Here is a 16,609-nt window from a genome sequence, read left to right on the forward strand (position 1 = left end):
GGTTTCCCGCCGGGCCCAGCTTGACCCCGTAAGTTTGGAAGTTCTTCTTCGCCTTAGTCGACCACGATGTTGTTGGCCAGATCAGCGCCATTCAGCACCGTGTTGTCTAGAACGATGGTGTAGTGAACTTCGAAGGTCGCCGGATTCAAGATGTTGCTGCCATCCGTATCGACCTCGATGATGGTGTTGGTGCCATCATCGTCGACCCGGACGTAGCCGCCAAGGGCCGCCGCCAGCAGATCACCGCTGAAGGCGCCGTTCTCATCCAGCAGAGCCGAGATGTCGAGGACGTCCTCGCTGCCCACCTGGGCCTCGAAGTCCGTGATGTGATCCACCTCGCCGACACCAGCCGACTCGCCCAGCACGACGAAGGTGTCGCTGCTCGTCCCGCCGGTCATCGTATCGTCGCCTGTACCGCCGGTGATCACGTCATCGCCGCCACCGCCGAGGATCGTGTCCTCGCCGGCCAGGCCCGACAGGGTGTTGTCGAAGCCGTTGCCGGTGATCTCGTTGCCGAGAGCGTTACCGGTACCGGTCGTGGCCGTCCCGGTCAGGGTCAGGTTCTCGACGTCGCCGAGCACCTGGCCACCGCCCAGGTCGAAGTCGACCGAGCTGAACACCGTGTCGGTGCCGTTGCCGCCGGATTCGGAGACCAAGTCACCGGCGTTGTCGACGATGTAGGTATCGTCATCAGCACCACCGACCATGGAGTCGGCACCGCTGCCGCCGTCCAGGGTGTCGTTGCCGTCACCGCCGAGCAGCGTGTCGTTGCCGGCCAGGCCCGAGAGCGCGTTGGCGAACTCGTTGCCGTAGAGGGTGTTCGCCAAGGCGTTGCCCGTGCCGTCCACGGCCCCGACCATGGCGCCGCCCAGCAGGTCCAGATCCTCGACGTTGTCCGTCAGCACGTAGCTGATGGCGCTGTAGACGAGGTCATGGCCGCTGCTGAGTTCCTCGATCACCACGTCACCGGCATGACCGACACGGTAGGTGTCGTTGCCCTTGCCGCCTTCCATGGTGTCGGCGCCGCCGCCGCCACGAAGTTCGTCATGGCCCATGCCGCCGACCAACGAGTCGTTGCCGCCACCGCCGCGGAGGGTGTCGTTGCCTTCACCGCCCAGGATGGTGTCCATGCCGGCATCGCCGTCGATGTCGTTATTCTGATCGTTGCCCACGATGTAGTTGGCGAGGGCGTTGCCGTGGCCGTTGATCGCGGCCCCGGTCAGGATCAGGTTCTCGACGTCGCCGCCGACCACGTCGCCGCCCAGGCCGACAACCCGCAGGTCGTAGTCGACCGAGGACTCCACAGTGTCGTTGCCGTCGTTCGGGTTCTCTTCGACCTCATCGCCGGCATCGTCGACGATGTAGTAGTCGTCGCCGCCACCGCCGTTCATGGAGTCGGCACCGGTACCGCCGTCCAGGGTGTCGTTGTCGTCGTTACCGATCAGGGTATCGTTGCCACCCAGGCCCTGGATGTGGTTGGCCGCATCGTTGCCGACCAGGAGGTTGTTGAACTCGTCACCGACGATGTTACCCGGACCGACCCCCGTGAGGATGATGTTCTCCACCCCGTAGAAGTTGGAGAGATCGGCACCCAGGGTGGCGTAGACCGTGTCGTTGCCGGCACCGCCGTAGACCACGTCCCCGGCGTCGGTGACGTAGAAGCTGTCGTCGCCTTCACCGCCGTACATGGTGTCCAGACCGGAGTCGCCGTACAGGACGTCGTTGCCGCCGCCGCCGTACATGAGGTCGTCGCCGCTGCCGCCGTAGAGGGTGTCGTTGTCGACGCCCGTATCCGGCGTGTTGTCGCCGTAGAGGACATCGTCGTCGCCGCCGCCGTAGAGGACGTCAGCAGAACCCTCGCCGCCGACCAGGGTGTCGCTACCGGCCTCGCCGCGCAGGGTGTCGTTGCCGACCCCGCCGTCGAGGTAGTCGTTGCCGTCACCGCCGTACAGCTGGTCGTCGCCGGCCTCGCCGTAGACCGTGTCGTCGCCGCCACCGCCGTAGACCAGGTCGTTGTCGCCACCGCCGTAGATGAGGTCGTCGCCACCCAGGCTCTCCGACACATCGTTCACGTCACCGAAGATGGTGTCGTTGCCGCTGCCGCCGTAGAGGGTGTCGTCGCCGACATCCTCGTCGTCGTTGACCTCGGTATCCGCATCGCAGAGGCCCAGGGCGTCACCGGCGATGAGGTCGTTGCCGGCCCCGCCGTCGATGACATCGTCGCCGGCCCCGTTGATGAAGGCCAGGCCGCCGGCACCGACCGCCAGGGCGTCACCGGCGATGCTGTCGTCGCCGCCGCCGCCGTTGATCGTGTCGTTGCTGACACTGGAGCCGAAGGGCGCGGAGTCACCGTCGCTGGTCAGCGCCGCCGTGCCGCCGTCGAGCGCCAGGGCGTCACCGGAGATCAGGTCGTCGCCGCTGCCCGAGTTGATCAGGTCGCTGCCGACGATGGCCAGAGCCGCGGCGTTGAGGTTGCCGGAGTTGTTGTTGACCGAAGCCAAGCCCCGATAACCGGTCGAGAGGGCGTCACCGGCGATGACGTGACCGCCGTCACCGGCAGAGATCGTGTCGTTGCCGGCCTCGTGGTCGCCGTTCTCGTTGCCGCCCACCAGCACCGCCGTGTTGGTGGCAAAGGCCTCGCCGTAGTCCCCGACCGCCAGCGCATCACCGGCGATGTAGGAGTTCGGCGCACCGGTTTCGCAGAGGCCTTCGCCGCCGTCGCCGCCGATGTTGATGTTCTGCGGGTTGTCACCGACCTGGATGTAGTCGTTGCCCGCGGAAGCCCCGGCACCGGAAGCCTGGTTGATGGCCTCCGCGACGCCGTATTCACCCAGGGTGACGGCGTCGCCGCCGACCCAGTGGGTGCCGTCGGCCGCGAAGATGTCGTCGTCACCGGCATTGGCCGTGCCTTCCACATCGTTGTTCACCGCGGTGTTGCGGGCCTCGGCATTGGTCCCGGCCGCCACGGTCAGGGCGTCACCGGCGATGGTGTCATTACCGGCAAGACCCTCCGTCTGGCCGAAGTTGCCCCCGTAGATCAGGTCGTTGCCGGCCTCGGAATAGCTTCCGGCGTCGTTCGCCGTGGCCGTGTTGTTGGCCGTGGCGTCCAAGCCACCCACGTGGGAGGTCATGGCGTCGCCGGAGATCCGGTCGTTGCCGGAGCCCGCCCCGATGTCATCGCCGCCGGCATTGGCATCGCCGTTGCCGTTGGCCGTGGCATCGTTGGTCGAGGTCGCCGTGCTGTTGGAGCCGGAAGCCAGCGCGTCGCCCGCGACGATGTCGTTGCCGCCGCCCGTGGAGATGTAGTCGTCACCGGCACGGGCATGGCTGTCGTCCGAAGCCGTCGCCGTGTTGACGATGACCGCCTCGCTGGAGCCGCCCGTGGCCAGCGCACCGCCGGAAACCGTGTCGGCCCCGTCCCCGGTGTAGATGTCGTCGCCGCCGGCATGGGCACCGCCCTGGTCCGTCGCCGTCGCCGTGTTCTCCACGTCGGCGGTGCTGTTGCTGCCACCGACCACGGCGGAGTCACCGGCCACGGTGCTGGCGTAGGCGTTGCTGAGGTAGATGTAGTCCTCACCGGCCGCGGCTTCGGCATAGGTGCCCGTAGCGGTCGCCGTGTTGTTGGTCTCCGCCAGGTTTCCGGCACCCGTGGCCAGGGCGTCACCGGCAACCTTGTCGTACGACGTGCCGAAGAGGCCGATGTCGTCGTTGCCTGCCTCGGCAAAGCCCTCGTAACCGTCGGCATCGGCCGTGTTGTTGGCTTGAGCCGTGGTTCCCAGACCGCGGGAGAACGCATCGCCCGCCACGGTGTCGGAACCGTAGGACTGGTAGTCGCCGTAGGCCACGATGGTGTCGTTGCCGGCAGCGGCCCAACCCTCGGCGCCGTCGACCTCGGCATCGTTGTTGGCCGTGGCGTCGCCGCCGTAGTAGGCGGTCGAGGCCGCGTCGCCGGAGAGGATGTTGAAGCCCTCGCCGCCGTCGATGTAGTCGTTGCCGGCAAAGGCGCGGAAGTACGAGCCGGCGCCACCATACTCGGCCGTGACATCGACCGACGCCGAGTTGTTGGCCTCCGACGTGCCGTAGTCGCCGATGGCCAGGGCGTCGCCGGCAACGGTGTCGTTGCTATCGTAGTCTCCGAAGCCCTCGCCGCCGTCGGCGTAGATGGTGTCGTTGCCGGCACCCGAGATGATGTCGAGCTGGCTGCCGTAGCCGGTCAGGATGCCGGTGGTCTCCGCCGTGTTGTTGGCGGTCGCCGTGCCGTAATCGCTGGCGGCCAGGGCACCACCGGAGATGGCGTCGTCACCTTCACCGGTGCTGATGTAGTCGCTGCCGGCTTCCGCCAGTGCCAGCGGGTAGCCGAGGGGCGTGTCACCGGAGCCGTCGCCATAGGCGGTCGCCGCGTTGTTGGACGTGGCATCGCCGCCGTAGGCGTTCGACGTCATGGCGTCGCCGGCGACCAGGTTGTTGCCGTCACCCGCATCGATGGCGTCGTTGCCGGCCGAAGCGACCGCGACTTCCCCACCGGAGTCCTCGCCACCCGTGATCGTCGCCTGAACGTCCGCCGTGTTGGTGGACGTGGCCACGCCGTACTCGCCGGAGGCCAGGGCGTCACCGGAGATGGTGTCGTTGCCGTCGCCGCCGTTGATCAGCGCATCCGCGATGGCGGAGATGCCGCCGACCGCATTCATGGCGTCGGAGTAGTCGGCCCCAAGGGCAGCCGCAACCTCGGCCAGCGTATAGCCGCGGTCCGTGGTGTGGTAGCCCAGCAGGCCCGCGAAGGGCGAACCGATGCCGTCGTCGCCGGCAGAGGAGATCGCCGCACCTTCGGCACCTTCCGTGGAGTGGTAGACCGTGGTCGCGGTGTTGTCCGCCGTGGCCGTCGGGATCGAGCCGTAGTCGCCGGTCGCCAGCGCGTCGCCGGCCACCAGGTTGTCGCCTTCACCCGCGTCGATGATGTCGTCGCCGGCCATGGCCAGGTCGAGACCCAGACCACCGTCGACGGTGACACCGGCGTCGTTGTCGGTGTCGGCCGTAGCGCCGTTGCCGGTGGCCAGGGAGCCGCCGGAAACGGTGTCGCCGTACTCGCCGGTCACGATCAGGTCGCTGCCGGCGATGGCCGCGTTGACGTAGGTGTCGCCGCTGTCGGTCACCGTGGCGTCGTTGTTGGCATAGGCCGTCATGTCGTCGCCGCCGCTCAGGGCGTCGCCGGCAACCAGCTCACCTTCCTCGCCGCCGGCAACGCCGCCGCTGAGGATCAGGTCGTTGCCCGCCAGGGCCAAGGAGGCGTAGGAGTCGCCCTCGCCGCCGACCACCGAGGCCAGGTTGTTTGCCGTGGCGTCGGAAGCCTCGGAGCCCGCATCACCGGAGATGATGTCGGCGCCCCCGCCGGCCAGGATGACGTCGTTGCCGGCCAGGGCCAGGCCCACGCCGTAGTCGCCATTGGTGACCGAGGCCTCGTTGTCGGCCTGCGCGCTGCCGCTGTTCAGGCCCAGCGCCAGGGCGTCACCGACGATCACATCGCCTTCGTCGAAGGAGCCGCCGTAGATGATGTCGTTGCCGGCCAGCGCCGCGGAGGGCTGGATCTCGTTCAGCACCTCTGCGACGAACTCACCGAACTCACCGCCGATGGCGCCCAGGATGTTGGCGTCACCCACCGCGGTGCCCACGACAGCCGCCGTGTTCTCCGCCAGGGCCGTCCCGTAGTCGCCGGTGGCAAGCGCGTCGCCGGCCAGGACGTCACGGCCGTCTTCCGCGAGGATGACGTCGTTGCCGGCCAGGGCCGCCCCGAAGGCGCCGCCGTACTCGTTGCCGACCGTGGCGTCGCTGTCGGCGTGCGCGTGGCCCGCCTCACCGGTCGCCACGGCGTCGCCGCCGACGAGATCGGAGCCTTCACCGGCATCGATGATGTCGTTGCCGGCCAGGGCCACAGCCGCGCCCTCGATGCCGTCGGCATCGACGGTGGCGTCGTTGTCGCCCAAGGCGGTGCCGTAGTCGCTCAGGGTCAGGGCATCGCCCGCGGCCAGGTCGTCGCCGTAGCCGAGCGTGATGTCGTCGTTGCCCGCCAGAGCCAGGCTGACGCCGCTGTAGCCCTGCGTCGCCTCGGCCGCATTGTTGGCCGTGGCGTTGCCCCGGGAGCCCGGGCCGGCCGCCGCGTCACCGGAGACGGTGTCGTCGCCGAAGTCGTCGAACTCGTCGCCCTTGTCGGCCACCAGAAGGTCGTTGCCGGCCATGGCCAGGCGGATGCCGTACTCGCCGCCGCCTTCGGTCACCGTCGCCGTGTTGTTGGCCTGCGCGTCGCCGCCCAGGCTGGTGTCGAAGACCAGCGCCTCGCCGGCGATGGCGTCGTTGCCCGTGCCGGTGCGGATCTCGTCGTTGCCGGCATTGGCCGCGTTGCCGAAGTTGGAGACCTCGGCCTCGTTGTTCAGGGTGGCGTTGCCGTAGAGGCTGCCCACGCCGCCGGACACCACGTTCCCGCCGTCACCGGCCGTGATGGTGTCGTTGCCGGAATTGGCAGTACCGGTCAGGCCATGGGAAGCGGCCCTGTTGGTCGCCTCGGCGTTGCCCTGGGCTCCGCCTTCACCCGCGATCACGTTGCTGCCGTCGCCGGCGGTGATCTCATCGTCGCCCGAGTGAGACTCACCGGCCACCGCCGTGGCCTCGTTGAGGATCGAGATGGTCCCGCCGACGCCCGTCGCCGCGGCGTCACCGGCCAGGACGTTGTTGCCCTCACCGGCCGTGATGGTGTCGCTGCCCGCCGAAGCGTAGGAGCTGGCCGAGGAGGTGTTTGACACCACGACCGAGCCGTGGTCACCGGTCGCCAGGGCGTCACCGGACATGGTGTCGTCACCGTCGTTGGCCGACATGACGTCGTCGCCGGCAGTGGCCGTGGCCCCGTCGGTCGCCGTCGCATCGTTGTCGGAGTCGGCGATGCCGTAGTCGCCCGTCGTCAAGGCGTCACCGGCCACCACATTGGCGCCGTCACCGGCCTCGATGGTGTCGTCGCCGGCGGAAGCCTCCGCCGTGGCGTTACCGCTCGCCGTCGCCGTGTTGTCGGTGTCCGCCATCACCGCACCGGCCATGGCCGCGGCCACACCGGCCGCCAGAGCGCCGCCGGAAATGGTGTCGTTGCCCTCACCCGTGAAGATGTCGTCGTTGCCGGCACCGGCAAAGTTGTCTATCCCGGCGGCTTCCGCATCGTTGGTCACCGTGGCGTTGCCGCCGCTGGTGCTGCTGCTGGCGGCATCGCCGGCGATCACGTCGCCGTCGGAGTCGGTATCCAGCAGGCCGATCCTGTCACTGCCGGCCGACGCGGTGGCGTTGCTGCCTTCCGTCGCCGTGGCGTCGTTGTCGACTGTAGCCACACCGGCCTCGCCGGTCGCCAGGGCGTCGCCGGCCACGGTGTCGTCGCCGAAGCCGCCGTAGATGGAGTCGTCGCCCGCGGCCGCCGTGGCGCCGTATTCGGCGGTGGCGTCGTTGGTGGTCGAGGCCGTGTGACCGGTGCCGCCGGCCAGGGCGCCGCCGGAGATCTGGTCGTTGCCGTCGAACACCATAATGTTGTCGGAACCTGCCGAAGCGGAACCGATGGCGGTGCCGTAGGCGGTGTTAATCACCGTGGCATTGCCGTCCAGGGCCGCGCCGTCACCGGCGACCACGTCGCCGTTGAGGCCGATACCGATCTCGGCCGAAGCGATGGTGTCGTCACCGGAGGTCGAAGTGCCGCCCGCGGAGGCCGCGTCGTTGTTGACGACCGCCGCACCGCCGGCACCCGTAGCCAGGGCGTCACCGGCGATGGTGTCCTGCCCGCCGCTGCTGACGATGCCGCCGTTGAAGTTGACCGCGTCGTCACCGGCCGAAGCCGTGCCGCTGCCGTAATCGGTGGCGGTGTTGTCGGTCTGGGCCGTGGCCCCGGCACCCGCGGCAAGCGAGCCGCCGGAGATCTGATCGTCGCCGTCGCCGGAGAGGATGAAGTCCCCGCCCGCCGTGGCGGAGTTGCCCGAACCGTTCACGGTCGCGTCGTTGGTCACCGTGGCATTGCCGCCGTCGCTGGTGATGCTGGCCGCGTCACCGGCGATCACGTCGCCGACGTTGTCCCCGTCGGCAAAGATGCCGTCGCTGCCCGCCGAGGCCGTGCTGTTCGAGCCGATGGTCGCCTCGGCGGAATTGACCGCCGCGGCGGTCGAGCCCGTGCCGTTGGCCAGGGCGTCGCCGGCCACCTTGTCGGCACCATTGTAGACGTAGATGCCGTCGTCGCCGGCATAGGCTTCGCCGCCGTCTTCGGCCTCGGCGGTGTTCGCCGCCTTGGCCGCGTCGTCGGCACCGACCACCATGGCGTCGCCGGCCACGGTGTCGTTGCCGTCACCGGGGGTGTTGTCGTCGCTGAAGATGTTGTCGCTGCCCGAGCTGGCGATGCCCAACTCGTCGGCAAAGGCGTCGTTGGTCGCCGTGGCGTCGCCGCCGAAGCTAAGCGCGTCACCGGCGATCTCGTCGTTGCCGTCGCCGCCGTAGATCAGGTCGTCACCGGCCTGGGCGACGGATCCGTCGCCGTCCGCGGTGCTGTCGTTCCAGCTCTCGGCCGTGGCGTCGTCGCCGATGGCAAGGGCGTCACCGGCCACGTCGTCGTCGCCCTCTTCGGCGTCGATGACGTCGTCACCGGCCGTGGTGAACAGGCTCAGCGTCGAGGTGGCCTTGTTCCAGATGGACGCAATGGCCCCGGCGCTGGCCGCCAGGACGCCACCGGAGATGGTGTCGCTGTCGGAGCCGCCGTAGATGATGTCGTCGCCGGCGCTGCCGCCCTCCGAGGCAACGTTGTTGCCGTAGGCGTCGGCCGTGCCGTAGTCGCTGGAGGCCAGCGCATCACCGGCCAGGGTGTTCTCACCCTCGGCGGCGTCGATCTGGTCGTTGCCCGCCGTGCTGCCCTGGTCGAGCGCCGTGTTGAGCGCATCGGCATCGGCCAGGCCGGCCACCGACTGTGCCAGGGCATCGCCCGCCACCACGTCGTCGAAGGCCAGGTCACCGTCGTCGGCCGAGATCACGTCGTTGCCGGCGTCACCGCCTTCGCCTGCCTCGTTCGTCTGCTCGGCCTTGGCAGTGCCGTAAGCCGAGGCCAGGGCGCCGCCGGAGATCGTGTCGTGCCCCTCGTCGGAGGTGATCTCGTCGTTGCCCGACGTCGCAGAACCGTAAGCGATGTTGTCGCCGTAGGCCGTGGCGGAGTTGCCGCTGGTGGCCATGGAGTCACCGGCCACCAGGTCGCCGTACTCGCTGTAGCCGCCGGTCCAGATGGTGTCGTTGCCGGAATCGCCACCGCCGACGGTGGCATCACCGTTGATCGCCGTCGCCAGGGCATGGCCGCTGGTGCTCAGCGCCTGGGCGTCGCCGGCGACGACGTCGTCGCCGCTGTTGAAGCCGTCGGCGGTGATGTCGTCGAGGCCCGCGGTGGCACCGACACCGGCCACATTGGTGTTGTGCGCCGTCGCCAGACCGGTCGCCTGGGCCTGGGCCCCGCCGGAGATGGTGTCGTTATCGTCGCCCGCGGTGATGGTGTCATCGCCCGCGGAGCCGCCGGCACCGAAGGCAACGTTCAACGAGATGGCGGTGGCATCGCTGCCGACGCTGGTGGCCTGGGCATCGCCCGCCACCAGGTTCTCGCCGGCACCGGCCGCGATCGAGTCGCTGCCCGCCGTGCCGCCGTTGCCGACCGCGTTCTGCTGGTTGGCATAAGCCGTGCCGGAGGTAGCCCTTGCCTGGGCGTCGCCGGAGACGACGTCACTGCCGATGCCGACGGTGATCTCGTCGTTGCCGGCCCGGCTGCCGCCGTCGCCGTAGCCGCCGTTGATGCCGATAGCCGTCGCCGTGCCGGCGCTGGCGATCGCCTGGACGTCGCCGGCCACCACGTTGCTGCCGTCGCCGGCCGCGATGGTGTCGTTGCCGGAACTGCCGGAGTCATTGAGAGAAATGTTGTTTTGAAGGGCATAGGCCGAAGATGTGCCTATCGCCGACGAACCGCCGGAGACGGTGTCGTCACCACTGCCGGTCGTGATGTCGTCGTCGCCGGAAGCGCCGGTCTGGGCGGAATAGTTGATGCCGTAGGCCGAGGCCGTGCCACCGACCGCCTGGACATCGCCGGCCACGCGGTTGTTGCCGTCGCCGGCCGCGATGGAGTCATTGCCCGCCGAGCTGTTGTCGTCCGCCGTGTTGACCTGATCAGCCTCTGCCTCGCCGCCCGAACGCGCCTGCGAGCCGCCGGAGATCACGTCCCCATCGGCGCCGCCAACGATCGAGTCGTCGCCGGCCGAACCGTAGTTGGTGGCCGTGTTGTTGCCATAGGCATCCGCCGTAGCGGCGCCGTAGACGCCGACCGCCATGGCGTCGCCCGCCAGGTTGTTGGCGCCGTCACCCGCCGTGATGGTGTCGTTGCCCGCCGCGCTGCCGTAGTCGGTCGCGGTGTTGTAGGCGTTGGCATCGGCATCGCCGAAGGCGGAGATGGCCATGGCGTCGCCCGCCACGTCGTCGGCCAAGCCGCCCGACGTCTCGGCATCGATGTCGTCGTTGCCGGCCGAGCCGCCGTATTCGGCGTCGTTGGTCTGCAAGGCGTAGGCGCTATAAGTCGCCGACGCCAGGGCGCCGCCGGAAATGCTGTCCGAGCCATTGCCGGAGACGATGTCGTCGTCGCCCGCCTCGGAGCCGTAGCCGTAGGCGTCGTTGTCGCCGTAGGCCCCGGCGTACTCGCCGAGGGCCAGAGACTCGCCAGCCACCAGATTGGCGCCGTCGCCGGCATCCATGTCGTCGCTGCCGGCCGAACCACCGCCGTAGGCCTGGTTCTCGGTATCGGCCTTGGAGTAGTAGCCCTTCGTCAGCGAGCCGCCGGAGACGGAGTCGTCGCCGTCGCCGGTATCGATCTCGTCGTCACCGGCCTGGCCGCTAGCCGTATTTGCGTGGTTCACGGTGTAGGCATCAGCATAGCCGTAGTCGCCGGTGGCGATCTCCGCCGCGTCGCCGGCGCCAAGGTCGTTGCCGTCGCCCGTGAGGATGCTGTCGCTGCCGGCAATGCCGCCGTACTCCGTGTTGTAGGCATAGGCCGAGCTGACCAGCGCGCTGCCGGACTCGATCGCCAGGGAGTCGCCGGAGAACACGTCGTCGCCTTCGTCACCGTCGCCGGTGTCGATGAAGTCGTTGCCCGCCGAACCGTAGTCGTACGCCTCGTTGTCCGTCACGGCGAGAGCGTAGAGGCCCTTCGCCAGGGAACCGCCGGCCACGGTGTCGTTGCCGAGGTCGCCGGAGATGGTGTCGTTGCCGGCCGAGCCGCCTTCACCGTAGGAAGTGTTGTAGCTGAAGGCACGGGCGGTGCCGATCTCGGCGAACTCCGCCGCGTCGCCGGCGCCGATGTCGTTGCCGTAGCCGGCATCGATCAGGTCGCTGCCGGCCGTACCGGTACCGTAGTCCGTGTTCACGGTGGCCGCCGTCGCCGGCTCCTCGAGGTCGCCGGTCTTGATCGACAGGGAGTCGCCCGAGAAGACGTCCGCGCCATAATCGCCAGGCGCGTCGAGGTAGATCGTGTCGTTGCCCGCCGAGCCGTAATCCGAGGCATCGTTCTGGGTGTAGGCGAAGGCACTGAAGCCCTTGGCCAGCGAACCGCCGGCCACGGTGTCGTCGCCGGAAGCCACGTCACTGCTGGCGCCGCCGTAGATGAGGTCATCGCCGGCCTGGCCGCCGTCGCTCTCAGAAGAGTTGTAGGTGTAGGCATTCGCGAAGCCGTAGTCGCCGGTCGCGAACTCCGCCGAGTCGCCGGCACCGATGTCGTTGCCTTGACCGCCGTAGATCAGGTCGCTGCCCGCCGTGCCGCCTTCGCCGTACTCGGAGTTGTAGGTGACCGCCGTGGTGTCGATGGGCAGCTTGGGCTTCTCGCCGCCAGTCTCGATCGACAGCGAATCGCCAGCGAACTTGTCCTCGCCGATACCGGTGTCGATCTCGTCGTTGCCCGCCGAACCGCCGTAGTGGGCTTCGTTCACGGTAAGGGCGTCCGCTAAGACACCCTTGGCCGTCGACCCGCCACCGACGGAGTCGTCGCCGCTGCCGGAGTAGATGATGTCGTCGCCGGCCTTGCCGTAGTCGCTGTAGCTGTAGGAGGTGTTGTAGGTCTGCGCGTCGGCGTAGCCGATCTCCGCCAACTCGGTCGAATCGCCGCCGACCAGGTCGTTGCCGATTCCGGAGTCGATGTAGTCGGTGCCGGCAAGACCGTTGCCATGATCGGTGTTGTAGGTCGTCGCCGTTCCTTCGTCGAGATCGTCGCCGAGCTTCACCGAAAGGGCATCGCCGCCGACCACGTCGTCACCCGCGTAGGTGAAGATGTCGTCGGCGCCGGCCGAGGCGCCGGCCCAGGCATTGTTGTAGGCGTCGGCCTCGGCATCGTAGCCCCTGGCCGCGGCGTCGCCGCCGACGGAGTCGTTGCCCGCCTCGCCATACTCGCCCGGATTGCCGTTGTCGGCGTAGATGCTGTCGTTGCCGGCTGTGGCATTGCCTTCGGCATAGTTGTAGGCATTGGCATCGGCAAAGCCGTAGTCGCCCGTGGCCGAGGCCGCAGCGTCGCCACCGATCAGGTCGTGGCCGTTGGACTGGCCGCTATAGGCGTAACCTTGATTGTCGCCGTAGATACGGTCGTTGCCGGCGCCGGCATAGGCGTAGCCTTCGTAAGTATCGGCAGACGCCGTGTTTTCGCCATAAGCGCTGGCAACGCCCTCATAGCCGTCGGCCGCGGCCGCGGCATCGCCGCCGATGGTGTCGTTGCCGGCTTCGCTGTAGCCCTCGGCACCGCCGACAATGTTGTCGCCGATGATGTAGTCGTTGCCCGCATAGACCTGGTTGGAGCCGTAGCTGCTGCCGGCGTAGGCATGGTTCGCGCTGCCGCCGTAGGCATCGCCGCGGGTGCCCTGGGCCGAGGCCGCGGCGTCGCCGCCGATGAGATCATCACCGCCGTCGATGTCTCCCTGCAGGCCGTAGAACTTGCTGTCACCGACAATGTAGTCGTTACCGGCATAGCTGTAGGAGCTGTTGCCGGACGTGTAGTACGCGTTGTCGCTCTCGCCATGATTGTGCGAGACGGCATTGGCTTCGCCCTCATAGCCATCGGCCCTCGCCACGGCGTCGCCGCCGATGGTGTCGTTGCCGCCGATGACATTACCCTCGGCGCCATAGCCTTCGCTGCCGTCCACGTCACCGATAATCGAGTCGCCGCCGGCATAGGTGGAGGCGGTGCTGCCATACCGCTCATTGTAGACGATTGCGAGGTTTTCGCTGTAGGCCTGGGCATCGCCGTTGTTGCCGTTGTCAGATGCCGCGGCATCGCCGCCGATTACGTCGTGGCCGTAATCGCTGCTGACCACGTCGCCTTCCTGAATGACGTCGCCGACGATGAAATCTCCGCCCGCGGAGGCCTGGGCGCTGTCGGCATATCCTTCGCAGCCTTCGACCATATAGCCGTCTTCGAAGGCTGCATTGCGGGAGGAGGCCAGGGCATGGGAATAGTTGCCGTCGATCACGGCGGCCAGCACGTCACCGCCGATGACATCGTCGCCTTTGCCGCCCTCGATGGAGTCACTGCCGACCGGCGCCTCGGACTCGTCGCCGTAGATCGCCATGTTGAAACCTTCGGCCGCGGCAAACTCGTTGGAGGACTCGCCGCCGGACTCGACGATCGCTGCGGCGTCACCACCGATGGAGTCGTCGCCTTCCTCGCCGTTGATGGTGTCGTTGCCGAAGCCCGAATCCTCGCGGCCCAGGCCGTCTTCCGGACGCAGGTAGCTGTTGTCCGTGTAGGAATAGGCGATCGCGCCGTACTCACCGGTGGCCAGGGCATCGCCGCCCACCTTGTCGTCGCCATTGCCGGCCATGATGGTGTCGTTGCCGCCCATGATGGCCACGGCGCCGTTCACGTCGCCGTAGTAGTACGGCGTGTCGGCCGCCTCACGGATATCGCCGTACTCGCCGTAGTCGCCGCCGTAGGAGAATTCGACGTTGTTGAGCGCGTCGCCGGCGATCACGTCGTCGCCGGCATGGTTGGGGTCGCCGTCCGGCAGGCCGCCGATCTCGTCGGAGCCGTCACCGTAGATCTGATCGTCACCGGTGCCGCCGTCCATGGAATCGTCGCCCACGCCGCCGATCATGTAGTCGCCGCCGGAGCCGCCGTAGATCTCGTCGTCCCCGGCATCGCCGAAGAGGAAATCGTTGTGGTCGCTGAAGAACGGATTCTGAGTCGCGGTAATGGCGCCGCCCTCGGCGCCGTCGCCGCCGAACAGCTCCTCAGCCTGCTGCAGCACCTTCTCGCGCTGCAGCAAATACATCTCCTCGGAGCCGCCGTAGAGCGAATCGTTGCCGCCGGCGCCCAGCAGGAAGTCCGGGCCGCCGCGGCCCTCGACCAGGTCGCCGCCGGCCGCGGCCTGCAGGAAGTTCTGCCCGGCCAGCGGATCGGGATTGTCCTGGTTGGGATCGAGGTCGTCGTTCAGCGGATCCCAGGGGTTCGCGTCCACCACCTGCGGCGCGATGGCCAGGGACTCGAGCGCGTAGATGTAGAGCGGGACCGAGGTGCCCGCGATCTCGGCGCCGGTCGCCGGATCGACCTGGAAAGCGCGGGTGTTGTCCTCGTCGACCGCCCAGAGGTTGCCCTGAGCGTCGAAGGAAAGACCGAAGTCGACCCCGTAGAAGGAGCCGACATCTTCGCCGATCGTGCCGGGCAGTTCGGTAATGGTGCCGCCGGCGATATTAACGACGAAGAGCTTGACGGTGCCTTCCTCGTCGTGACCGATCGCGTAGAGGATGTTCGGGTTGGTCGGATCCGCCGCCATGCCGGTCAGACGGAAGTCTTCCGCACCGGTCGCAACCAGAGTCAGACTCAGGGCGTTGCCAGCGCCGAGCGTGGCCTCATAGACCTCGTTGTCGTCGCCGATGACGTAGAGCGTACCGTCGGCGGCGAAAGTCAGGCCCGGATTGTTGAGGCCGCCATCGGCCATCCAGTAGTCGACGACATTACCGGTCGCCGGATCGATCTTGACGACCAGATTCTCGGAATCGACATAGCCGAAGAGGAAGTAGGAATTCACGGGACCCTGACCGAAGGTCAGACCCTCGACGTCGAGGTGAGTCTCGAAGTCGCCGTCGATCTCGCCGTTGATCTCGCCGACATACTCGTAGTCGCCGGTTTCGAGATTGACCTTGTACAGTTCGCCGTCGCCAGCGACGTAGCCGATGGTCTGCGTCAGGTCGACATCGTTCAGTGCGCCGTCGGTCGGCGTGTTGTTGGTGGTCCAGTCGTTCTGGCTGTCGGTGTCGGTGGTGTTGACCCGCGAGAAGATGTGGTGGTTGCCGGTGAACTGGCCGTTGAAGGTCTCGAAGTTCAGGTCCAGCAGCGGCGAGCCGAAGCCCGCGGGAACGCCGTTCAGGTTCGGCGTACCGTTGAAGTCCGGGTTGGTCAGCGCGTCGAGCTGGTCCTGCGTGATGTTGGCCGCGAAGGTGTCGACGGACTGGTCGCCGTCGATGTCTTCGCCCGGACGGTAAACGATGTTCACCGCGATGGGATCGGTGGTGTCGTCGCCGAAGTTCCAGAAGCCCTCAGCCGTCAGGGTATCGCCGCCGACGACGTTGCCTGCGGAATCGAAAACGCGGAAGACGATGTCCTCGGAGCCGTCGTCGCCGGCATCGTCGGCCAACTGGTAGAAGACCACAAAACCGTTGGCAGGAATGTCGATGCCGTTCGGCACCGCGAAGGTCACGACATTGCCGTCCTGATCGAGAATCTCCACAACCAGATCTTCGGTCGTGGTGACGCCGCCGAAATTGTTCAGCAGCTCGATGAAGTTGTACTCGTCGAGCTCTTCCTCGCAGTCGTCGTAATACAGAGCCGCCTGTGCCTCGGCCTGCTCGCCGTAGTCGCCATTGGTCGGCGCGGCGCCCGGCAGAGTCGGGATTTCCAGAGGCACGCGCACGCCGATCTCGTTGATGAGAAGCGGCGGCGGCGGGAAGTCCGGAGCCAGCAGGATCGGATCCGGCTCGAGATTGATCAGGCCAAACTGGAGCTCAACCGGCGGGATCACACCCTGTGCCGCCAGGAGGTCGAGAAGGTCGCCCAGATTATCGTCGTAGGTGGAACCGCCACCGCCGGTCGCACCCGGACCGGCAGCGACATCGGTCAGGTCGACCTCTTCGCCCGCAAGCGCCAGAGCCTGGTTCAGGAGGATCGAGGAATCGATGTTAACGCCCGCAACCTGGAAGGTCGGTGCCTCACCCGCATCGACCACGTTCACCAGGCCGTTGAAGACGACCTGACTGTCCGGCGTGCCGTCGCCATCGTCATCGAAGGCCAGGATGAAGTTGTCACCCTGGACCTGGACCTGCGCCTCGCCCGGGGCGAAGTCCAGCACGTAGGTCTGCCCCGCGGCAGCCTGAATCTCAACGGTCTGGCCCGGAGCCGGTCGGCTTACGACAACGGCTTCGCCAGCCTGGCCGACCACGGCCACGCTGCTCTCGGTACCAGTCTCAGAAGTAGTCGCCTCGGCGGACTCGGTTACGTTGTCGTCCTGACCCTCGTAACCGCGGGTGAGATCGTCCGTCATTTTCTTCCTCC

The 16,609-nt window shown here is 67.6% G+C and carries 1 protein-coding gene; it reads right to left on the reverse strand.

The features are described 5' to 3' along the window. Window positions 1-53: 53 nt before the first annotated feature. A complete protein-coding gene (locus H7X47_RS25265) occupies window positions 54-16,598 on the reverse strand; it encodes a hypothetical protein (protein WP_193371564.1) in 16,545 nt (5,514 codons plus the stop codon). Window positions 16,599-16,609: the final 11 nt, after the last annotated feature.

Origin of the sequence: Pelagibius marinus, assembly GCF_014925385.1 — a bacterium.
Taxonomy (GTDB): domain Bacteria; phylum Pseudomonadota; class Alphaproteobacteria; order Kiloniellales; family Kiloniellaceae; genus Pelagibius; species Pelagibius marinus.

What these genes read in the sequence shown, in the direction of transcription:
- H7X47_RS25265 (WP_193371564.1), bottom strand. Translation starts at nt 16,598, where the DNA reads ATGACGGACGATCTCACCCGCGGTTACGAGGGTCAGGACGACAACGTA.